At 50.9% G+C, this 19963-nt stretch carries 20 protein-coding genes; 7 read left to right on the top strand and 13 right to left on the bottom strand.

Annotated elements, in window-relative coordinates; genetic code table 11:
• Positions 1 to 5 precede the first annotated feature (5 nt).
• Both trpD and trpC read left to right on the top strand, forming a co-directional pair.
• Positions 6 to 1061 (top strand): anthranilate phosphoribosyltransferase, encoded by a 1056-nt coding sequence (trpD, locus tag O9X78_RS00605; RefSeq protein WP_269617926.1) that lies wholly within the window; start codon positions 6 to 8, stop codon positions 1059 to 1061.
• A complete protein-coding gene (gene trpC / locus O9X78_RS00600) occupies positions 1061 to 1864 on the top strand; it encodes an indole-3-glycerol phosphate synthase TrpC (RefSeq protein ID WP_269617925.1) in 804 nt (267 codons plus the stop codon). The genes trpD and trpC overlap by 1 nt, the downstream gene beginning before the upstream one ends.
• A gap of 105 nt (positions 1865 to 1969) precedes the next feature.
• Here trpC and crp read toward each other — a convergent pair whose 3' ends face one another.
• Positions 1970 to 2608 carry a cAMP-activated global transcriptional regulator CRP gene (crp, locus tag O9X78_RS00595; RefSeq protein ID WP_269617615.1) on the bottom strand — a complete coding sequence of 213 codons (639 nt, stop codon included), beginning with the start codon at positions 2606 to 2608 and terminating at the stop codon, positions 1970 to 1972.
• Positions 2609 to 2783: 175 nt separating this feature from the next.
• Between crp and O9X78_RS00590 the strand changes: the two genes are divergently transcribed.
• Positions 2784 to 3206, top strand: a complete 423-nt coding sequence (locus tag O9X78_RS00590) for an OsmC family protein (protein WP_269617614.1) — start codon at positions 2784 to 2786, stop codon at positions 3204 to 3206.
• Positions 3199 to 3609 (top strand): VOC family protein, encoded by a 411-nt coding sequence (locus O9X78_RS00585; protein ID WP_269617613.1) that lies wholly within the window; start codon positions 3199 to 3201, stop codon positions 3607 to 3609. The genes O9X78_RS00590 and O9X78_RS00585 overlap by 8 nt, the downstream gene beginning before the upstream one ends.
• A gap of 64 nt (positions 3610 to 3673) precedes the next feature.
• Here the strand turns inward: O9X78_RS00585 and coq7 are convergent, their stop codons facing one another.
• From coq7 to O9X78_RS00525, 12 genes are all read right to left on the bottom strand, one after another.
• Positions 3674 to 4315 carry a 2-polyprenyl-3-methyl-6-methoxy-1,4-benzoquinone monooxygenase gene (gene coq7 / locus O9X78_RS00580; RefSeq protein WP_269617612.1) on the bottom strand — a complete coding sequence of 214 codons (642 nt, stop codon included), beginning with the start codon at positions 4313 to 4315 and terminating at the stop codon, positions 3674 to 3676.
• A gap of 40 nt (positions 4316 to 4355) precedes the next feature.
• Positions 4356 to 7151 (bottom strand): hybrid sensor histidine kinase/response regulator, encoded by a 2796-nt coding sequence (locus O9X78_RS00575; protein WP_269617610.1) that lies wholly within the window; start codon positions 7149 to 7151, stop codon positions 4356 to 4358.
• On the bottom strand, positions 7102 to 8379 hold the full coding sequence (gene purD / locus O9X78_RS00570) for a phosphoribosylamine--glycine ligase (protein ID WP_269617609.1): 1278 nt from the start codon (positions 8377 to 8379) through the stop codon (positions 7102 to 7104). Before purD ends, O9X78_RS00575 begins: the two co-directional genes overlap by 50 nt.
• 147 nt (positions 8380 to 8526) lie before the next feature.
• Positions 8527 to 10107 (bottom strand): bifunctional phosphoribosylaminoimidazolecarboxamide formyltransferase/IMP cyclohydrolase, encoded by a 1581-nt coding sequence (gene purH, locus O9X78_RS00565; RefSeq protein ID WP_269617608.1) that lies wholly within the window; start codon positions 10105 to 10107, stop codon positions 8527 to 8529.
• A 60-nt stretch (positions 10108 to 10167) separates the two neighbouring features.
• Positions 10168 to 10482, bottom strand: coding sequence for a DNA-binding transcriptional regulator Fis (gene fis, locus O9X78_RS00560; protein WP_269617607.1), 315 nt, complete (start codon positions 10480 to 10482; stop codon positions 10168 to 10170).
• Positions 10479 to 11468 (bottom strand): tRNA dihydrouridine synthase DusB, encoded by a 990-nt coding sequence (gene dusB, locus O9X78_RS00555; RefSeq protein ID WP_269617606.1) that lies wholly within the window; start codon positions 11466 to 11468, stop codon positions 10479 to 10481. Before dusB ends, fis begins: the two co-directional genes overlap by 4 nt.
• Before the next feature lie 123 nt (positions 11469 to 11591).
• Positions 11592 to 12455, bottom strand: coding sequence for a zinc-ribbon and DUF3426 domain-containing protein (locus O9X78_RS00550; protein ID WP_269617605.1), 864 nt, complete (start codon positions 12453 to 12455; stop codon positions 11592 to 11594).
• 17 nt (positions 12456 to 12472) lie between these two features.
• Positions 12473 to 13360, bottom strand: coding sequence for a 50S ribosomal protein L11 methyltransferase (prmA, locus tag O9X78_RS00545; protein ID WP_269617604.1), 888 nt, complete (start codon positions 13358 to 13360; stop codon positions 12473 to 12475).
• A gap of 103 nt (positions 13361 to 13463) precedes the next feature.
• A complete protein-coding gene (gene accC, locus O9X78_RS00540) occupies positions 13464 to 14804 on the bottom strand; it encodes an acetyl-CoA carboxylase biotin carboxylase subunit (protein ID WP_269617603.1) in 1341 nt (446 codons plus the stop codon).
• A gap of 61 nt (positions 14805 to 14865) precedes the next feature.
• The gene (gene accB / locus O9X78_RS00535; RefSeq protein ID WP_269617602.1) at positions 14866 to 15321 is read right to left on the bottom strand and encodes an acetyl-CoA carboxylase biotin carboxyl carrier protein; all 456 of its coding nucleotides are present in this window, start codon (positions 15319 to 15321) and stop codon (positions 14866 to 14868) included.
• Positions 15322 to 15354: 33 nt separating this feature from the next.
• A complete protein-coding gene (gene aroQ / locus O9X78_RS00530) occupies positions 15355 to 15795 on the bottom strand; it encodes a type II 3-dehydroquinate dehydratase (RefSeq protein WP_269617601.1) in 441 nt (146 codons plus the stop codon).
• Between the two features lie 179 nt (positions 15796 to 15974).
• A complete protein-coding gene (locus O9X78_RS00525; RefSeq protein WP_269617600.1) occupies positions 15975 to 17672 on the bottom strand; it encodes a protein-disulfide reductase DsbD family protein in 1698 nt (565 codons plus the stop codon).
• Between the two features lie 163 nt (positions 17673 to 17835).
• On the opposite strand from O9X78_RS00525, the gene O9X78_RS00520 reads away from it, so the two are divergent.
• The 3 genes from O9X78_RS00520 to O9X78_RS00510 are packed head-to-tail and all read left to right on the top strand — an operon-like array spanning position 17836 to position 19916.
• The gene (locus O9X78_RS00520) at positions 17836 to 18291 is read left to right on the top strand and encodes a copper chaperone PCu(A)C (protein ID WP_269617924.1); all 456 of its coding nucleotides are present in this window, start codon (positions 17836 to 17838) and stop codon (positions 18289 to 18291) included.
• Positions 18288 to 19325: a DUF2333 family protein gene (locus O9X78_RS00515; protein WP_435056036.1), complete on the top strand. Its 1038-nt coding sequence runs from the start codon at positions 18288 to 18290 to the stop codon at positions 19323 to 19325. Before O9X78_RS00520 ends, O9X78_RS00515 begins: the two co-directional genes overlap by 4 nt.
• 3 nt (positions 19326 to 19328) lie before the next feature.
• Entirely contained in the window at positions 19329 to 19916 is a 588-nt protein-coding gene (locus tag O9X78_RS00510) for a YajG family lipoprotein (RefSeq protein WP_269617598.1), read from the top strand.
• Positions 19917 to 19963 lie beyond the last annotated feature (47 nt).

The raw sequence follows: 19963 nt of genomic DNA, 5'->3' as shown, positions 1-19963 counted from the left end.
ATAATATGAATATTAAAGACGCGCTGGGCTTGGTGGTTCGCAACTTAAGTTTAAGCACCGACGATATGGCGTCGGTGATGCGCGACATCATGACGGGCCAGTGCAGTGACGCGCAGATTGCGGCCTTTCTTATTGGTTTGCGGATGAAAAGCGAAAGCTTAGATGAAATTGAGGGGGCGGCTCGCGTTATGCGTGAGCTTGCCACACCGGTCGATATTTCTGGCTTAGAGCATGTTGTGGATATAGTCGGCACCGGTGGTGATGGCGCTAATCTCTTTAATGTGTCGTCGGCAAGCACCTTTGTTATTGCGGCGGCAGGTGCCAAGGTTGCCAAGCATGGTAATCGTTCGGTGTCGTCAAAAAGCGGTAGTGCGGATTTACTGGAGAGTGCCGGTATTCAGCTAGACCTAAATCCCGCCCAAGTTGAGCGCTGTATTCGCGAAGTGGGTGTTGGCTTTATGTTTGCAGTTAATCACCATAGTGCGATGAAGCACGCGATTGGTGTGCGACGTGATATCGCTCAGCGAACCATTTTTAATATTTTAGGGCCGCTGACCAACCCGGCTGGCGTAACTCGTTTGGTGTTGGGCGTATTCAGCTCAGAGCTTTGTCGTCCCTTGGCCGAAGTGTTAAAGCGTCTGGGTGCTGAGCATGTGATGGTGGTCCATGCCAAAGACGGCCTTGATGAAATTAGTTTAGCGTCGGCCACCGAAGTAGCCGAGTTAAAGAATGGTGAGATTCGAGAGTATTTACTGACACCAGAAGACTTAGGTATTAGCAGCCAGAGTTTGGTCGGGTTGGATGTTGCTGATAGCAATGCCTCCTTGGCCTTGATTCGCGATGCGCTGGGTAAACGCGAAACTGAGGCCGGCAAGAAAGCGGCGGATATGATCGCCCTGAATGCCGGCGCGGCACTGTATGTATCTGGTGTGGTGAAAACACTAAAGCACGGTGTAGCACTGGCGGAAGACACCATACATGGTGGCCAAGCACTAGAAAAAATGATGGAGCTTGCGGCGTTTAGTCAGGGGCTGAATCCGGCGCGCGAGGCCCAAGTATGATGAACGATAGTGGCACGCCAACGGTATTAAAGAAGATTATTGATCGCAAGCGCGAAGAGGTTGCCGAGCGCAGCGCAGCAATGCCAATTGCCATGCTACAAGAGCAGATTAAAACCACCTCCGCGCCACGCGGTTTTGTTAAGGCGATAGAGGCTAAGCTCGCTGCAGGAAAGTCGGCGGTGATTGCTGAGGTAAAAAAGGCATCGCCTTCCAAAGGCGTGATCCGCGAGAATTTTATTCCCGCAGACATTGCACAGAGCTATGAACGTGGCGGCGCGGCCTGTTTGTCGGTCTTGACCGATGCGGATTTTTTTCAAGGCGCGGAACTGTATTTACAGCAAGCGCGTGCCGCCTGTTCGCTGCCGGTAATCCGTAAAGATTTTATTGTTGATCCCTACCAAGTCTATGAGGCGCGTGCCATCGGTGCGGATTGCATCTTATTGATTGCTGCGGCCCTAGATGACAGTGCTATGTCGGGCTTGAATCAGCTTGCCCAAAGCTTGGGTATGGATGTATTAATAGAAGTACATAACGCAGAAGAACTGGCGCGAATCTTACCGCTGGGCAATCGCTTGGTGGGTATCAATAACCGCAATCTGCATAATTTTGAAACCTCTCTGCAGAACACCTTTGACCTGCTACCGGCCATTAGTGATGAGCATATTGTAGTGACCGAAAGTGCTATCCATACTGCTGAGGATGTTGCGGCGATGCGTGAAAAGGGTGTTAACGCATTTTTGGTAGGCGAGGCATTTATGCGGGCAGACGAGCCAGGCGAGAAGCTGGCGGAGTTGTTTGGGTAAATAGCTTGATGTCGGAGGTCTAACGTCTGATGCTAAGTCCGACTTCCGACTTCCGACTTCCGACTTCCGACTTCCGACTTCCGACTTCCGACTTCCGACTGGCATTCAGCGCGTGCCGTAGACCACCATCGTTTTACCCTTCACCTGTACCAAACCCTGTTCTTCTAAGGTCTTTAATACACGGCCAACCATTTCACGAGAACAACCGACAATGCGGCCGATTTCCTGACGGGTAATTTTGATCTGCATGCCATCTGGATGGGTCATTGCGTCGGGTTGTTTGCAAAGATCTAGCAGGGTGTGGGCTACCCGGCCGGTAACGTCGAGGAAGGCTAAGTCGCCCACTTTTCTTGTCGTTAGCCGCAGTCGCTTCGCCATCTGCTTGCCAAGGGCGAGTAAGATATCTGGATATTGTTTGTTGAGTTCGCGAAATTTGGTATAGCTGATTTCGGCAATTTCACACTCTGTGCGGCTTTTAACAATCGCACTTCGGGTAGGGGGGATCTCTTCGTCAAAAACGCCCATTTCGCCGAAGAAGTCGCCCTTGTTAAGGTAGGCAACGACCATCTCACGGCCCTCATCATCTTCGATAATGACGGTAACTGAGCCATCCATGATGTAGTAAAGCGCGTCACTGGCGTCACCGGCATAGATGAGTGTACTTTTACTGGGGTAGCGGCGCCGGTGGCAGTTTGCGAGAAAGTTTTCTAAATCGGCGATTTCTGGTTTTAGGGAATTCAGCACGGCTTGGGTCTCTCGGTATAGCAGAAAATCCGTTTAATGAGTTAAGGGCGTATAAATGTTTTATTGTCGGCCCCAGGCTGTCTTAAGTATGACCTGCTTTGTCCGCCTTGGCGAGCTTGAATCTGGGCCCTGTGGTAAGCTTAGGTCAATTTTTTTTATTTTGCATGAGGATAAAATGAAAGCGACGGTTAAGTGGGTAGATGGCGCGATGTTTCTTGCAGAGTCGGGCAGTGGTCACTCGGTAGTGATGGACGGACCTGAAGATCATGGCGGTCGTAACATGGGGGTTCGTCCCATGGAGATGTTGCTGCTGGGTATGGGCGGCTGTGCGTCATTCGACGTGATGAGTATGTTGAATAAGTCTCGTCAAGATGTCTCCGATTGCCGCTGTGAGTTAGAGGCTGAGCGCGCTGATGCGGTGCCTGCGGTATTTACAAAAATACACCTTCGTTTCATTGTTAGTGGTAGAAATTTGAAAGATGCTCACGTGAAGCGCGCTGTGGAGTTATCCGCCGAGAAGTATTGTTCAGCGTCAATTATGATGGAAGCGGCCGGCGTCGATGTGAGCCACAGTTATGAGGTTATAGAACTTGTCTGAGAAAGTAGTGCGTCCAAAACCACATGGCGGTATGCGCCATGTGGCACTGTTTGTGGAGAAGTTTGACGATACCTTGCGCTTCTACACTGAACTGCTTGGCATGACGGTGGAATGGCAGCCTGACCCGGACAATATTTATTTGTGTTCTGGGAGCGACAATCTTGCTCTACATCGTTACACAGGGGCTCAAAGGCCGGTGGCTGGGCAGCGTTTAGATCATATCGGCTTCATTTTGAATGCGCCTGAGGATGTAGACGCGTGGCATGGTTTTCTACTGGCGAATCACGTGAGTATTAAGACAGAGCCGCGCACCCATCGCGATGGCGCTCGCAGTTTTTATTGCTTAGATCCCGATGGTAATCTTGTTCAGTTGATTTTTCATCCGCCAATCAGTGGCCGTTAGTCGCGTTCTACTATCGCCGTTCACTCGCTAGATTGCTTGTGAGGGTCCCGGAGTAAACGGGGGCTTAGATGTAATAGGTGCTGCCCGTCATCACCTTCGACATTAGGCTCATGGCTTTTTTCACCGGCGCAGGAAAAATCTGACCGCCGGCTTCAATCGCTTTATGCGCATGTTCCGCTTCGTCTTCTAACATTTGCTGCAGAATCGCCCGTGATTTTTCGTCGTCGCTGGGCAGTATTTGTAAATGTTCACGCAGGTGTTCACACACTTGGTCTTCCGTGGCGGCAACAAAGCCGAGACTGATCTTATCGCTGATAGCACCGGCTGTTGCGCCAATCGCAAACGACGCCGCATAAAACAATGGGTTTAAATGGCTGGTATGGCTGCCTAGTTCTAGCAGTCGTTGTTCGCACCATGCCAGATGGTCGATTTCCTCGCATGCGGAATGTTCCATTGCTGCTTTTACTTGCGCGTTCTTTGCGGTGAGCGCTTGCCCTTGATAGAGCGCTTGGGCGCAAACTTCGCCAGTATGGTTTATGCGCATCAAACCGGCTGCGTGTCGGCGTTGTTGGTCTGCATTAGGTGAACTGCTGAATGAGGTGGCGGGGCTTAGACGTTGGGCGGTGCTACTCCCTTTCACGAGGGTCTTAAGGCTGCGGTCTGCCCCCATTAGGGCGCGATCGAGCAGGGTATATTGACGTGTCATGATTGTGTCCTCCGCAGGTTAGTGTACTGCAAATGCAACATTATGACTTGTTTTGCTGGTAACCGGTCCAGCGCTTGATCGCCTCTGCCAGTTCCCAAAGACGAATCGGTTTGACTAAATGCAGATCCATACCTGCGCGCAGGTAGCTGTCTCGCTGCTCGTCCAGCGCGTTGGCGGTAAGACCAATAATGGGCGTTCGCTCACGATTCTCTTCTTTTTCGAACTGACGAATTTGTCGCGTTGCCTCAGCACCGTCCATGATAGGCATTTCTATATCCATAATCACGACATCGAAGCGATGCCGTGTGTAGGTGTTGACCGCTTGCTGGCCGTTTTCAACATGGTGAACCGTGATGCCAAGGCTTTTTAGCATGCGTTTTAAGACCTGCGCATTGGTCGGGTTGTCCTCTGCAATCAAGCAGTGTAGCGAGGAGAGGGACAGGGCATCGGTGCGGTATTGATCAGGTAGGTGATTTACTGCATTGGCATCAAAGTGGCATTCGGCCAGCAACGCGCTGCGCAGTGCAACGCCAGTAAGTGGTTTACTCAGAATACGACGGACACCAGCTGCACTTAATTCTTCGCGATTAAAAGAGATGTTGGCATGTGCCAGCATGAGGCTAATCGGGGTGTTTGGCAGGTCCTTGGTTTCATCATTTATGCGCTTTGCCAGTTTCAGTCCGCCGCCAGGCAGGGTGTGATCGATAAGAATGATGTCGATGGGCGCGCTGATTAAATTCTGATTACGAATAGTGGCGATGGCCGCGTTGTCACTGTTGGCAATAAAAACAGGCATACCCCAGTTAGCGCATTGCGTTGATACCACTTTGCAAAATGTTTGATTGCTGTCGACGATTAGCAATCGCTTATTGCCGAGGAGGCCGGTGCGAATGCGCATTGTACTGTTGTCGATATTACTGGGTACGCCGAGTTGTAGTGAAAATCGCAGGGTGTGCAGGCCGTTTGTGCTTCGCACGGCGACGCTGCCGTTCATTAAGCTAATCAGCTGGGACGCTATCGCCAGCCGTGCGTTGACGATACTGTCTTCGTCGGAGCCTGATCGACTCAAAGCCAACTTTTCTTGAGCACTAAAAGGCTTACCCCGGTGACTTAGTTCAAAGTTCAGTAGACCGGGTTTGATGTTGGACGCAGAGACTTTTAATAAAATAAACCCTGACTCGTAATGCTCGAAGGCGTTGTTCATTACGTGTGATAGTAGTTGTCGGATACGTGAGGGATCTCCGATAAGCTTTTCACTTACCTCGTGATCGACATCACAAATTAGTTCTAAGGCTTGTTCGGCGGCAATGTTGCGGAAGCCAGATACCGACTCATCGATGATTTCCGGTAAATTTAGAAGCTCGTTGCTTAGCTCTATATCGTTTTTATTTAGGCGGGTTGCTTGGCTAGCTTCCTGCAGTAATTGCAGTAATTCGTGGCCCGAGCGCTGTAGGGTGCGTACGTGATCTTCTTGGTTGGTGGTTAAACGTGTTTCTTGTAATAACTCTGATACGCCGAGCATGGCGCTCATTGGTGTCCGGATGTCATGGGTAATACGCGCTAGGATATCTGTTTTAGCGCGGTTGACCGCCCCCAATATCGCAATGTGCTGTTCATCCTGTGCCTGCTTTTGTCGGCGAACATAGTGTCGTGCTATCAGCATAGCGGTGTGAGTGATACCAACCGCGGTGGCGAGTGCGATTAATAATAAGTTCGCGGTCTCGGTGGAAATGGCGGCTAAACCGTAGCTTAGGAAGGTTAATACGAGAATAAACAGCAGAACCGTGCGGGCTACCATGTAATAAAAAATAAGTCGGCTGTAGGTTTGGAAAAAACAATTTAGCGCAATGAGCAGCATCACGATTGAATTGATTGGAAAGAGAATCTGGATGGTAATGGCGGCAATATGAGCGCCGCCAATAATGCCTAGGGCAATGCCAATAAGGTCTGCGATGATCAAAAAGCGAATTATACCGGGCGCGCGTCCGGGTTTGTTAGTGGGGTAAATTGGGAAATGCAGCGCGTAGAAGAGATCGGTAAGGCTTATCCCCATAATGATAAAAATCAGACCATAGCCGTTCCACGGAGGCAGTAGGCCCTGCGGCATGCCGACGTAACCCCATGCAATAACTTGTCCGCCAATAACGAGAAGAGCGTAGAGTGCGGTTATGAAAAATAGTGCGTCTTTGTGTAGTGACGAGCTTATTAGGCTGAATATTAAGAGTACGCTAAGAATACCTAGGAAAAACGCGTTGACGAATTCTCGTTTACTGACATCACCCAAAAAGCTGGCGTAGTTATGCAGTACGAGCGAAAGCTGACGGTCGAAGGGGTACTCTACGGAGAGATAATAGGTGTCTGCTGTCTGGGCATTTACTGCAAGTGAAAATAGGGTTTCTGAGCGAATTAAGGCTTCCGTAGATAATGGGTTTATTTGCTCGCCGGACTTTTTGTAAAGCTGCACAGCCTTGAGGTCTACGGGTGTGATCTGCAGTAATTGCTGGCTGATGTTCTCGCTCGAATTACTAAGCGTAAAGCGAAACCAATATCGACCCACATCATGGGATAAATTAAAATCGTCACCTTCAACCGGTCGAAACTGACGTTCAATATGTGGCGCTAAAATATCGTCTATACGGTAGCGTCGGTCGGGGTCTTCGATGATGTCGCTGAAGGCATTTAGCGATATTTCGCCCTGATCTGAATCCAGCAGTAATGGCGGCGCAGCATATGCGGTAGCTGATAGTATCAGTAATACCGCACAAAGGAGTTGTTTGACCAAACGGTTACTCTCGGGCAATAGCGCGGTAAGCAATGTCAGTGCGATAGAAGGCATCCTTCCACTTTATCTGCTTCGCAATTGAATAGGCAAGTTGTTGTGCGGCACTGACGGTCTCGCCCATCGCCGTTGCGCAGAGTACTCGACCACCGTTGGTTACAAGCACACCTTCTTGAAGCTGGGTACCTGCGTGAAAAACCTTGCCGCTGGCATTGCCTTCGGGGATGCCTGTGATCGCGTCGCCCTTATTGTATTCTGCGGGATAACCGCCCGCCGCTAGCACTACGCCTACCGCAGGTCGCGGGTCCCAATCAGCACTTACGGTGTCTAACTCGCCGTTAATAGCGGCTATGCACAAGGCGACTATGTCGGACTGCAGCCGCAACATAATGGGTTGGGTTTCTGGATCCCCAAAGCGGCAGTTGTACTCAATGACCTTGGGCTCGCCATTGGCGTTGATCATGAGTCCCGCATATAGGAAACCGGTGTAGCGATTTCCTTCAGCGGCCATTCCTTTTACTGTGGGAATGATGACTTCATTCATGATTCGATCATGAATTTCCTGTGTGACCACGGGGGCGGGAGAATACGCACCCATGCCGCCAGTATTCGGGCCGCTATCGCCATCGCCAACCCGTTTGTGGTCTTGGCTGGTGGCCATGGGCAGAATATTCTCGCCATCGACCATCACAATAAAGCTGGCTTCTTCACCCTCTAAAAATTCTTCGATGACAACCCGGCAGCCAGCGTCGCCAAAAGCATTGCCAGACAGCATGTCGCGCACAGCGTCTTCGGCTTGTTCTAAGGTTTCGGCGACGATAACACCTTTGCCGGCAGCGAGGCCGTCAGCTTTCACTACAATTGGCGCGCCCTGTTCACGCAGGTACGCAAGGGCTGGTTCCAGTTCGGTAAAGTTTTGGTAGCCGCCAGTGGGAATGTTGTGGCGGGCTAGAAAATCTTTGGTGAAAGCTTTTGAGCCTTCAAGTTGTGCAGCGCCCTTGCTGGGGCCAAAGCAGGGAAGGTGACGTTCTCTGAAGTAGTCAACCACGCCTTCTACGAGTGGCGCTTCTGGGCCGACAATGGTTAGGCCAATATTGTTGGTTTCAGCAAAGTTCGCTAGGGCTGCGAAATCATTGATCGCAATATCAATGTTCTCTATCCCTTGATCTAGGGCAGTACCAGCGTTGCCCGGTGCAACAAATACGGTATCTACCTGTGCAGACTGGGCGGCTTTCCAAGCTAGGGCGTGTTCACGGCCGCCGTTTCCAATTATCAGTACATTCATGATTTGGTTGAACGCTTGATGAGAGACGGAAGACGCTAAGCTAGGTCTACCGCTGCTATCGGCGTCCATACTCCTTTATTTGTGATTAAGTCTAAGGTTGGGAGGAGGCATTTGCGTCCCCGGTCTCCCATCCTGCATCTACCGTATTTAGTGGCGGAAATGGCGCATGCCGGTAAAGGCCATCGCGATGCCGTGTTCATCGGCTGCAGCAGTAACTTCGTCGTCGCGGATTGAGCCACCGGGTTGGATGACGCAGCTAATACCGTTGGCAGCTGCGTTGTCTAGGCCATCGCGGAAAGGGAAGAAGGCATCTGATGCCATTACTGCGCCTTTTACGACAAGACCGGCGTGCTCGGCCTTAATAGCGGCGATGCGCGCTGAATTCACGCGGCTCATTTGACCAGCACCAACACCAATAGTCTGGCGATTTTTTGCGTAGACGATGGCATTGGATTTGACGAATTTGGCAACCTTCCACGCGAAAATCATATCGTGAATTTCGCTTTCTTCGGGTTGGCGTTTGGTCACGATTTTTAGATCTGCTTCGGTGATCATGCCAAGGTCACGGTCTTGTACTAGCAGGCCACCGTTTACCCGTTTATAGTCGAAAGCGGGATTGTTGGCGCCCCATTGGCCGCAGGCAAGTAGGCGCAGATTTTTCTTCTCTGCGACGATGGCCGCCGCTTCTTCGCTGACGCTAGGCGCGATGATAACTTCTACAAATTGACGATCACAGATGGCTTTTGCCGTTGCCGCATCGAGTTCGCGGTTAAAGGCGATAATGCCGCCAAACGCTGACTCGGGATCAGTAGCAAAGGCCAAATCATAGGCTTCACCAATGCCGTTTAACGATACTGCAACACCGCAGGGATTGGCGTGCTTAACAATAACGCAGGCCGGTTTTACGAAGGATTTCACACATTCCAGCGCGGCGTCAGTGTCTGCGATATTGTTGTAAGACAGTGCCTTACCCTGTAATTGGGTGGCGGTCGCCACTGAGGCTTCGCTGGGGTGGCGCTCAACATAAAAGGCTGAATCTTGGTGTGGGTTCTCACCGTAGCGCATGTCTTGGGCTTTAATAAATTGGCTGTTAAACGTGCGTGGGAATTTTTCGGTGCCGCCGGGGACTAGGCGACCAAAATAGTTGGCGATCATACCGTCGTAAGCCGCAGTGTGTTCGTAGGCTTTAATAGCGAGGTCGAAACGCGTAGCGTGCAATGTGCAGCCGTCATTGTTGCGTAACTCGTCAAGAATGATGTCATAGTCGGTGGCGTTGACCACAATCGCAACGTCGCGATGATTTTTAGCTGCAGCGCGAACCATGGTTGGTCCGCCAATGTCGATGTTTTCTACTGCGTCTTCTAAAGTGCAACCGGGTTTGGACACAGTTGCTTCAAAGGGGTAGAGGTTAACCACAACCATGTCGATGGCGTCGATGCCATGCTCGCTCATGATTACATCGTCAATGCCGCGACGACCTAAAATGCCACCGTGTACTTTGGGGTGCAGAGTTTTAACACGGCCATCCATCATTTCTGGAAAGCCGGTGTAGTCAGAGACTTCGGTTACGGCAATATCATTTTGATTTAACAGAGCGTAGGTGCCGCCGGTCGAGAGCAGTTCGATACCCAGTTTGGTGAGTTCGCGGGCGAAATCGACGATGCCGGATTTATCAGAAACGCTAATGAGGGCGCGTTTAACGGGGCGGGCCTGGTTGTCTGTAGTCATGCCTAGTGGGTCACCTTGAGATTAAAAAAATGTCGAACGGGAAGCGGCTTGCGATGATGCTTACAGTAAATCGTATTGCTTTAATTTTTTGCGCAAGGTGCCGCGATTTAAACCAAGCATTTGCGATGCCCGGGTTTGGTTATTGCGGGTGTAGCGCATGACTTCTTCAAGTAACGGCGCTTCAACCTCTGACAGCACCATATTGTAGACATCACACACGTCTTGGCCGTCTATGGTCGATAGATAGTTGTTTAGCGCAATCGCAACACTGTCACGTAAGTTCTTTGCTTTACTAATATCGTCGTTTGCTGCAGTCGTAGCGGCGTTGGTAGCGGCTTCTGCGACTGGGGTGGTGTCTATGCTGTTTAAATTCATGCTGCGGCTTCCTGTAGGTTTCGTTCGTGCTGTTCAAAGTAGCGATGTACAGCATCTTGTTGTGCGCTGGCTGACTCTAGGCGGTTGAATAGGCCGCGAAAGCCAGCGGTGGGGTCGAGCTCCTGCAAATACCATGCACAATGTTTACGTGCGATACGCAGTCCGTTATGTTCACCATAAAAGCGGTGGAGTGCGCCGAGATGACTCAGCAGCACCTGCTTAATCTCTTCTGATGTTGCTGGCGTAGGCAGCACGCCGGTTGCTAAATATTCGTTAATTTCTCTAAATATCCATGGCTTACCCTGTGCACCACGGCCAATCATCACGCCATTGGCGCCGGTGTAATCCAAAACGTGTTTGGCCTGCTCCGCCGTGCAGATATCGCCGTTGGCAAACACCGGGATGTCCAATGCCTGCTTTATCTCCGCGATGGTGTCGTACTCGGCGTTGCCCATATACCGACATTCCCGCGTTCTGCCGTGCACTGCCAAAGAGCGGATGCCGCAATCTTGGGCGAGTTTGGCGATGTCATTGCCGTTGCGCTGATCCCGTGACCAGCCAGTACGAATCTTCAGTGTGACGGGAATATCCACCGCAGATACCACCGCACTCAAAATGTCTTTTACTAATTCTGGTTCTCTTAACAGCGCAGAACCTGCGGCCTTTTTACATACTTTTTTAGCCGGGCAGCCCATATTGATGTCGATAATGTCGGCACCTAGGTCTGCACAGCGTCTTGCCGCATCCGCCATCATTTGCGGATCCGCGCCGGCAATTTGTACGGCGCGAGGTGTATTGTCGTCATGGGCTAAGCGCAAGTGACTTTTGCGGGTGTCCCATAGCGTTGTATCACTAATCACCATTTCCGACACAGTTAGTCCGGCGCCAAACTCGCGGCACAAGCGGCGAAATGGCAGATCGGTAATACCCGCCATCGGCGCCAATACGGCACGGGCAGGAAGCTTGTGAGGACCAATCTGGATCATCGCCATGCCCTGTGAAGGGAATTTAACCGTGGGAAAACAGGGCAGCTATAATACTCGTTCAAAGACTTCACCGGAAGTCTTGCGCTCAGAAAATAACCAGTTTTCGATGTAAAAAAATGGCCTTTACGGCAGCAGCTGTAACTGGTAGTTCACCGCTTGTGGGCCTGGATCGACGATCTCAAGCGCGATGTGGACGGGTTGCTGGCTTGGGAGGCTAGCGTCCTGGCTGAGCTCGCCAGCGAGATATTCGGCAGGTTTAAAGGTGCGGCCGGCAACGGTTTGGCCGTTGATATCACTAAATCGGAGTTGCAGCTCGGGGAATGAGGTACTGGCTGGGCCCCGGTTTAAAAGTATGGTGTCGACGAGAAGCGCATTTTCCTGTGAGGGATGTTTACGAACCACGAGCTTGGTGCTGACAACATCGGCAACGGGCGAACTGCGAGTACTGGATTTCTCTTCGCAAAGTAGGGGGTTAATAGGGCATAGCTTACGTAGCTGGTCGCCCATAGGACTGGCAAACAAGGCTGCTTTTTGCCAGAGGGCAATTTGGGCTAAGAGTATTAGCAGTGCCAGCGTGTTTGCGGCAAACCAAAACCAGTGTGTGTTGTGGCTGGGAGTTAGGTGATGTTCAAAGTCATGGTTAACCGTACTTAGGCCGGTTAGCAAATCGAGTTCTGGTGGCTCGCCTTTAAGGCCGTCGCCATCAATATCGTCGCCGCTTGTAGACTCAAACTCTAGCGAAACGTCGTCAGTCTGGTTGTTGTCAATGTCGTGGTTTTCGATATTGCTGGTGTCGCTATCACTCCCTTCGATATCGGTAAGTAATATTGAGGCGTCGGTTTGTTCGTCAATGCCACTGAAAATACTCATGCACACGCTGCATCGGACTAAACCATCGGCGAGCAGCAATTGTTCAGCTTTCACCCGAAACCGGGTTTCACATTGTGGGCATTGAATGCTTTTTGCGGGATTGTGTTCTGTGTCCATCGCCGAATTTAGTCGCTCTAGCTATTGTTTTTATTGCCACTGATTCTAACCCATTCTTCTTTTTGGGTCAGGTTCAGCTCATTAAACCATTGCTTATAGCAGCTCATAAGTTCGTCGGCTTGGGTTTGCAGTATGCCTGACAAGCATATGGGTGAGCCAGCATCCAGTGTTGCGGCTAATGTCGGTGCTAGTGAAATGAGTGGGCCAGCCAGTATGTTGGCAACCATTACGTCGCCATGTAAGCCGTTGGGAATTTGCTCAGGCAGTAGGCAGTCAATACGCGTGTCGTCGATATTGTTGCGGCGGGCGTTGTCACGGGTGGCGAGCAGCGCCTGCGGGTCATTGTCGACAGCGATGACTTTTTCAGCGCCGAGTAGCAGTGCCGCAATACCTAAAATGCCGGAACCGCAGCCATAGTCGATTACAGTGAGTCCAGCCAAGTCTTGCTGATCTAGCCATTGCATGCATAGCCATGTGGTGGGGTGTGTTCCGGTGCCGAAGGCGAGGCCTGGATCGAGTAGCAGATTGACGGCGTTGGGGTCTACTGGTTCTCGCCAACTCGGGCAGATCCACAGCCGTTCGCCGCATTGAATGGGGTGGTAGGTATCCATCCATTCACGAATCCAGTCGCGGTCTTCGAGTATTTCTATTTTTAACGGTGGTAATGCTTGGTCGTAATAGGCCTGCAATTCCGCCAGTGTTGCTGTCATATCGGTGTCGGCGGTGAATAAGCCAGTGACCCTTGTGTGCTGCCAGACCGGGGTTTCTCCCACGCCGGGTTCGTATACGGGCTGGTCCGCATTGTCTTCCATGGTAACTGCTGCGGCTCCAATTTCTAAAAGCGCATCTTCGAGCTGGGAGGCGGTGGCGGGGTCGGCGTCAAGTCGCAGTTGTAACCAAGTCATTGGGTGCTCGTTTATAAGATATAAATTTGTTGTGATCAAATATCAGAAATAAAAAAGGGGCCGATCCGAAAATGGGCCCCTTTATGTTACAGACTTAATTCATTTAGAGCTTAAGTTTTTTCTCTAAATAATGGATGCTGACGCCGCCTTCGCGGAATGCGGCATCACGAACTAGGTCGCGGTGTAGCTCAGTGTTGGTGCGGATACCGTCAACCACTAACTCGTCCAGAGCATTGCGCATCCGGCTCAGTGCGATTTCGCGACTGTCACCCCAGGTGATGATCTTGGCGATCATCGAATCATAGTGGGGTGGTACGGTGTAGCCACTGTACAGATGTGAGTCTACCCGCACGCCCAAGCCGCCCGGCGGATGATAATGCTTTATCAAGCCTGGGCAGGGCATAAAGGTTTTTGGATCTTCGGCATTGATACGGCATTCAAAGGCATGGCCTTTGATTTTGATGTCGTCTTGGGTAATCGACAACTTCTCGCCACCAGCAATTAGCAGCTGCTGTCGGATCAAATCAACACCGGTCACCATTTCGCTGACCGGGTGCTCAACCTGAATTCGGGTGTTCATTTCAATAAAGAAGAATTGCCCATTCTCGTAGAGGAACTCGAAGGTGCCCGCGCCGCGATAGTTTATGGCGATACAGGCATCGACACAGGATTTGGCGACCTGAGCGCGAATCTCGTCGGGAATCCCTGGTGCCGGCGCTTCTTCTAACACTTTCTGGTGGCGGCGTTGCAATGAGCAATCTCGGTCACCTAAGTGGATCGCGTGGCCTTGGCCATCAGCAAGAACTTGAATTTCCACGTGGCGTGGATTTTCAAGGAATTTTTCGATATAGACCGTTTCGTCGCCAAAGGCGGCTTTCGCCTCTGACTGGGTCACATACACAGCATTGAGAAGAGCCGCTTCGCTATGCACAACGCGCATGCCGCGACCGCCGCCACCGGCTGCAGCTTTGATAATAACAGGATAGCCGATACGTTTGGCCACCGCTAAGGTTTGCTCATTATCATCGGTAATCGGGCCATCGGAGCCGGGGACAGTCGGTACGCCAGCTTTTTTCATCGCCTTAATTGCGGAGACCTTGTCACCCATCATACGAATAATGTCGGGGGTGGGGCCAATGAAGACAAATCCGCTTTTCTCGACCTGTTCGGCGAAATCGGCATTTTCCGCTAAGAAACCGTAGCCGGGATGAATTGCCACGGCGTCGGTCACTTCAGCGGCACTGATAATAGCGGGTATATTTAGATAGCTAGCTGGCGACGGCGCGGGGCCAATGCAGACCGACTCGTCGGCTAATCGGACATGCATTAGTTCGCGGTCTGCGGTGGAATGAACCGCCACAGTCTTAATGCCAAGCTCTTTGCAGGCGCGAAGAATGCGCAATGCAATCTCTCCGCGGTTGGCAATAACAACTTTTTTAAGCATTTGAAATCAATCCCTTTTGGGTATGTTGATCGGACAATTGTTTGTTCCGGGCAAGCCCGTTTTACACAATAGTGATCAAGGATTGATCGAATTCCACCGGTTCTGCGTCATCTACAAGTATGGCTTCGATCACGCCTGATTTGTCGGCCTCGATTTGGTTCATCATTTTCATCGCTTCTACGATACAAATAACGTCGCCAACTTTAACGTGTTGACCAACTTCAACGAACGCCGGTGATGATGGCGAAGGTGAGCGGTAGAAGGTGCCAACCATGGGCGATTTAATGATGTGCCCATTGGGCTCAGCAGCTTTTGGCGCTTCTGCTGGTGCTGCAGCAACGGGCGCGGCAGCAGGTGCTTGCATCATCGGCTGGCTCATATACTGCGGTACTTGCATACCTTTGGCGGCGCTATTGCGGCTGATCCGCACAGACTCTTCACCCTCTTTAATTTCCAGCTCGTCGATATTTGACTCTTCGAGTAGCTCGATTAATTTTTTTACTTTTCTAATATCCATAGTCGCTCTCTTGAATGGGCTAAGTTGATGACATTATTGATTTAACTGTTCCATCGCTGCCTCTAGTGCTAATTGGTAGCCTTGAGCTCCCAATCCGCAGATTACGCCGCGAGCGATGTCGGAAAAAAAGGAATGATGGCGGAAGCTGTCACGCGCATGCACATTGGAAAGATGTACTTCAATAAAGGGTATGTCGACAGCTAGCAATGCATCACGCAGGGCAACGCTCGTGTGGGTGAAGGCTGCTGGATTGAAAATAATGAAGTTAATCCCCTCTGGTCGCGCCAGATGAATTCGGTCAATTAGCTCGTATTCCGCGTTGCTTTGCATTGACTGCAGGTGGTGTCCGCCAGCCTTGGCGCTGAGTTGCAATTGGGCATCAATATCCGCCAGTGTGTTGCTCCCGTATACGCCGGGTTCACGTGTGCCGAGTAAATTTAGATTTGGGCCGTGAAGAACTAGTATTGATGCCATATTTTACTGCTTGGATGCGTCAATCAGGGTGTAACGCGATTGTGCCTTATTTGGATTTCTGAGTCCAACGCATCTCGTGAATTTTTTAAGATAGCGTCATATGTCTGCAAGTTTGCAGAAGATAGCTGGCGTTTTACCGTCCTCAGTGTTTTCGGTGCTAACACCTCGGGCGGCTAATCTTATCTGTTTAGTAGTTCAAAGATCATCGCTTTGGTTAGAACCTGCGGAAGCATGATTTCGGCGGCGTTGAGGTCTGCGGGGTAGTAAATATACAGGGGAATGCCATTGCGCTGATAATCCGCGAGGAGCGCGGTGATCGCGGGGTCGTAATTGGTCCAATCAGCGACGAAATAGGTCACATTGTGTTGGTCAAAGGCCTCACTTACCGCCTTGGTATTGAGTACGAGTGCTTCATTTGCCGCGCAGGTAATGCACCAATCTGCCGTGACATCTAAGAAAACATTGTGGCCACTTTCACGCAGACGTTGAATCTCATTTTTGTCAAAGTTGCCGCTCGTCGAGTTGCTATTGTCCTGCGGGCCATTTAGACCGGTAACGAGCATGGCGATGGCCGCAATTAAGGTGGCGCCCGCCAGTAATTTATTGCCGAGCCCGTGTAGCCAAACCCCGATGGCAAGTAGCAGCCACGCAGCGAGCGTTAACGCCATGCCGTCTGCGCCAGTTTGGCGGCCGATAACCCAAGCCAGCCAGATGGCGGTTGCCAAGAGTGGGAAGGCGAGAAATTGTCGGAGCTTCACCATCCATATGCCGGGCTTGGGTAGTCGTCGTAAACCGGCTGGAAATAGAGTCAGCAGTAAGACCGGCAGTGCCATGCCGATGCCGATAAAGGCAAAAACCAATAATGCAATTACCGCAGGTTGGCTAGCTGCGAAACCTACAGCGGTGCCCATGAAAGGCGCGGTGCAGGGGCTGGCAACGACGGTGGCCAGCACACCGGTAAAAAAGCTCCCAGCGTAACCATTCTTGCGGCTTAGATCGCTGCCGATATTCATTAAGTTGCCACCGAACTCAAATAAGCCCAGCAAATTTAGCGACAGAACAAAGAATAAGCATGCTAGCAAGGCAACAAACCACGGGGTTTGCAGTTGAAAGCCCCAGCCTATGGCGGCGCCAGCCTGTTGTAAGACTATTAATACGGTCGCGACAGCAATAAAACTCGCAACTACGCCAAGGCTATAAACCAGGCCGTGGTTAAGTGGGCTGCCGTCCCTAGCATTGGCAAAGCTTAAAACCTTGAGCCCTAATACCGGAAACACGCAAGGCATAAGGTTGAGAATGGCGCCACCAAGGGCCGCAAATACCAATATCAGCCATAGGGCCTTGTCTTTGTCTGATTCACCCGACAGGGTGGTGGCGCGATTTACCGCGATTGTTGGCGCCGCAGATTCGCTAATCTGCCGCTGGATAGGATCAACGGTGTAGTGTTGGGTTTGCGGTGGGTAGCATAGGCCCGCGTCGGCGCAGCCCTGTGAGGTGACGCTGAGCGTGAATGTGTCGGCGGGGAGTCCACTCAGCGTTATCGTGGTGTTATGGTAGTACACCTCGGTTTCACCAAAATTTGGATCTTGTTTTAATTTCCCAGTTTCAAATTTGGGCGATATTGCTACCGCGCGGCCATCTACCGCTGCCTTGATGGTAAAGCGCTCTTTATAAAGGTAGTAGCCGTCGGCGGCTGTCCAGCTCAATAAAAGGTCGTCGTTATTCCATAGTAATTGGGATTGATAGGCCTCTTCTACAGGTAAAAATTGTGGACTAGCGTCGTCGAAGCTGGAGGGTGATGGTGCCGAGAAAAAGTCGTCTGAACTGTGGGCGATCCCAGCAAACAGTAAAATAACCAGTAATAAAAGCTGCTTCATAAATACAATCACTAAGGCGGTGGCGGTATGATACGTCAAAATAGTTAAGCTCGACCTTGGAGTATAACCGCGCTGGTGAGTTCGGTGCAGTTTGCGAGATAAATTGTTTGCCGCAAGATGTAAAAATGTTGCACAAAAATATGAGGAGGACGGTGTGGTAAAAATGTGGAGGATATCGCTGTGCGTGTTGGTGGTGATACCGTTGCTTGCGCAGGCCCTAGAAATCGAAAATCCGTATGTTCGAGGATTGCCGCCAACCCAGCGTAACACGGCTGCATTTTTTACCGTGCATAATGCCAGCGACAAAGCCGTTGAATTAAAGGCTGGCACCAGCGACGCTGCAGAGCGATTGGAGATTCATAGTCATCGCCATCACGACGGCATGATGATGATGCAAGAAGAAGGTTCGGTCACTATCGGCGCGGGCAAAAGTATTGTTTTTTCACCGGGTGGCTACCATTTAATGTTGATTGATCTCACTCGACCCGTGCGCGATGGCGATGAAGTAAGCTTTAGCCTTGTCGCGGATGACGGCGAAGAGATCATGGTCGTTGCGCCGGTAATTAGTGTGCTAAAAGAAGCGCCGTCCAAACACGAACATACAGAGATGCACCCATGATGAAGCAAAAAATATCTGACTTCTTTTCGCGTGGAAAAGAGGGGATACAGGATTGGCTAGGAAACGGCGTGGCGTGGCGTATTGCCGCGGTTGTAGTGCCGCTCTACCTACTGCTAGTGATTGTACTGGGCGTATATTGGAGCATTACTCCGGATATGCCAGAAACGCGTTATCTTCAGCAGGATGCGAAAATGGCAGTCGTAGGTACCGCGACAACCTCTGCCCTTATTGATGTGAGTGAAACGCTGCTCGACAAGCCCGGTGGCTTTTTAAGTAATGACATTACGCCGCCCGGTATTTTCATGGATGATATGCCTGCATGGGAATACGGTGTGCTGATTCAAGTGAGGGAATTGAGCCGGGCGATGCGCGAGAGTTTTAGTCGTTCACAATCCCAATCGCAAGAAGATAGCGATTTAGCTATTGCCGAACCGCGCTTTAACTTTTCTACCAATAGCTGGGCTGTTCCGGCCTCTGAGTCTGAGTATCGTCAAGGTATTAAATATCTTAAAGCCTACCGTAAGCGCCTCAGCAATGTGGATGATCCGCAGGCCCAGTTTTATGCGCGGGCAGATAATTTGCGTTATTGGCTGGCGGGGGTGGAGTCTCGCTTGGGAAGTTTGTCGCAGCGTTTGAGCGCTAGCGTCGGTCGGCCTCGCTTAAATACAGATTTAGCAAATGATCCCAATGCGCGTCAGTCCACACCGGCGGCGAGCGATCAGCGGGTGAAGACGCCATGGCTTGAAGTCGATAATGTATTTTATGAGTCGCGCGGCACAGCTTGGGCGCTGATCTGTTTTTTACGGGCGGTCGAAATTGATTTTGCTGACGTATTGGCAAATAAAAATGCGGCGGTTAGTCTGCGACAAATAATCCGCGAGCTGGAGGGAACCCAGCAAGCAATGTATAGCCCAATGGTGTTGAATGGCAGCGGCTTTGGACTACTTGCAAACCATTCTCTAGTGATGGCGTCGTATATTACCCGCGCTAATGCCGCAATTACCGATCTACGTGATTTGTTATCCCAAGGATAAATGATGAGTTATACAAATTTGATGAAAGGATTTATCGTGAGTGTCGCGCTGTTGATTACGGCTTGCGCGCAAAGTCCGCAAGCTATTCAAATAGCGCCTGAGTTTACTACGCCAGCGCTAACCACGGGCAATGATAGTCCGGTTAATGTGCGAGTGAGCGATCAGCGTGCAAACAAAGTGCTGGGGAGTCGTGGCGGTCCCTACCGTGAAACATCGGTTATTACCTTAGCCAATGATTTGTCTTTGCCCGTAGAGAAGGCGCTGTCGTCATATATGGCGTCAATGGGGTACAACGTAGATAGTTTGAATCCGAATACAACGGATCTACACGTGATCTTTACGTCGCTGGTCTACGATCACCCCAAGGAAGATGGGGTGGGCTATGATATGGATATGTTGGCAACGGTAGAAGTGCAAGCCTCGCGCGGTATCGAGCATTATGAGGGGCGGTATCGCGTTAAGCGCAATCAGAAGTTTTTCAACGCCCCTAGCAATTCTCACAACACCAAACTGGTGAACGACTTGGTGGCGGAAGTGTTGGTTAGTATGTTCTCTGATCCAAAGTTGGTGGCTTTCTTACATAAAAAATAAGATTGCCGTGCTTTTTCAAGGCACAAAAAAAGCAGAACGCCTGACAG

Source organism: Zhongshania aquatica, assembly GCF_027257955.1.
Classification (GTDB): Bacteria; Pseudomonadota; Gammaproteobacteria; order Pseudomonadales; family Spongiibacteraceae; genus Spongiibacter; species Spongiibacter aquatica.
The sequence above is the reverse complement of the archived record's forward strand: the minus strand, read 5'-3'. Positions and strand labels throughout refer to the sequence as shown.

Excerpts from the sequence above, each read along its gene's own strand:
- trpD (WP_269617926.1), top strand. The coding sequence starts at position 6 with ATGAATATTAAAGACGCGCTGGGCTTGGTGGTTCGCAACTTAAGTTTA.
- trpC (WP_269617925.1), top strand. The coding sequence starts at position 1,061 with ATGAACGATAGTGGCACGCCAACGGTATTAAAGAAGATTATTGATCGC.
- O9X78_RS00590 (WP_269617614.1), top strand. The coding sequence starts at position 2,784 with ATGAAAGCGACGGTTAAGTGGGTAGATGGCGCGATGTTTCTTGCAGAG.
- coq7 (WP_269617612.1), bottom strand. The coding sequence starts at position 4,315 with ATGACACGTCAATATACCCTGCTCGATCGCGCCCTAATGGGGGCAGAC.
- O9X78_RS00575 (WP_269617610.1), bottom strand. The coding sequence starts at position 7,151 with ATGCCTTCTATCGCACTGACATTGCTTACCGCGCTATTGCCCGAGAGT.
- purD (WP_269617609.1), bottom strand. The coding sequence starts at position 8,379 with ATGAATGTACTGATAATTGGAAACGGCGGCCGTGAACACGCCCTAGCT.
- purH (WP_269617608.1), bottom strand. The coding sequence starts at position 10,107 with ATGACTACAGACAACCAGGCCCGCCCCGTTAAACGCGCCCTCATTAGC.
- fis (WP_269617607.1), bottom strand. The coding sequence starts at position 10,482 with ATGAATTTAAACAGCATAGACACCACCCCAGTCGCAGAAGCCGCTACC.
- dusB (WP_269617606.1), bottom strand. The coding sequence starts at position 11,468 with ATGATCCAGATTGGTCCTCACAAGCTTCCTGCCCGTGCCGTATTGGCG.
- O9X78_RS00550 (WP_269617605.1), bottom strand. The coding sequence starts at position 12,455 with ATGGACACAGAACACAATCCCGCAAAAAGCATTCAATGCCCACAATGT.
- prmA (WP_269617604.1), bottom strand. The coding sequence starts at position 13,360 with ATGACTTGGTTACAACTGCGACTTGACGCCGACCCCGCCACCGCCTCC.
- accC (WP_269617603.1), bottom strand. The coding sequence starts at position 14,804 with ATGCTTAAAAAAGTTGTTATTGCCAACCGCGGAGAGATTGCATTGCGC.
- accB (WP_269617602.1), bottom strand. The coding sequence starts at position 15,321 with ATGGATATTAGAAAAGTAAAAAAATTAATCGAGCTACTCGAAGAGTCA.
- aroQ (WP_269617601.1), bottom strand. The coding sequence starts at position 15,795 with ATGGCATCAATACTAGTTCTTCACGGCCCAAATCTAAATTTACTCGGC.
- O9X78_RS00525 (WP_269617600.1), bottom strand. The coding sequence starts at position 17,672 with ATGAAGCAGCTTTTATTACTGGTTATTTTACTGTTTGCTGGGATCGCC.
- O9X78_RS00520 (WP_269617924.1), top strand. The coding sequence starts at position 17,836 with ATGTGGAGGATATCGCTGTGCGTGTTGGTGGTGATACCGTTGCTTGCG.
- O9X78_RS00515 (WP_435056036.1), top strand. The coding sequence starts at position 18,288 with ATGATGAAGCAAAAAATATCTGACTTCTTTTCGCGTGGAAAAGAGGGG.
- O9X78_RS00510 (WP_269617598.1), top strand. The coding sequence starts at position 19,329 with ATGAGTTATACAAATTTGATGAAAGGATTTATCGTGAGTGTCGCGCTG.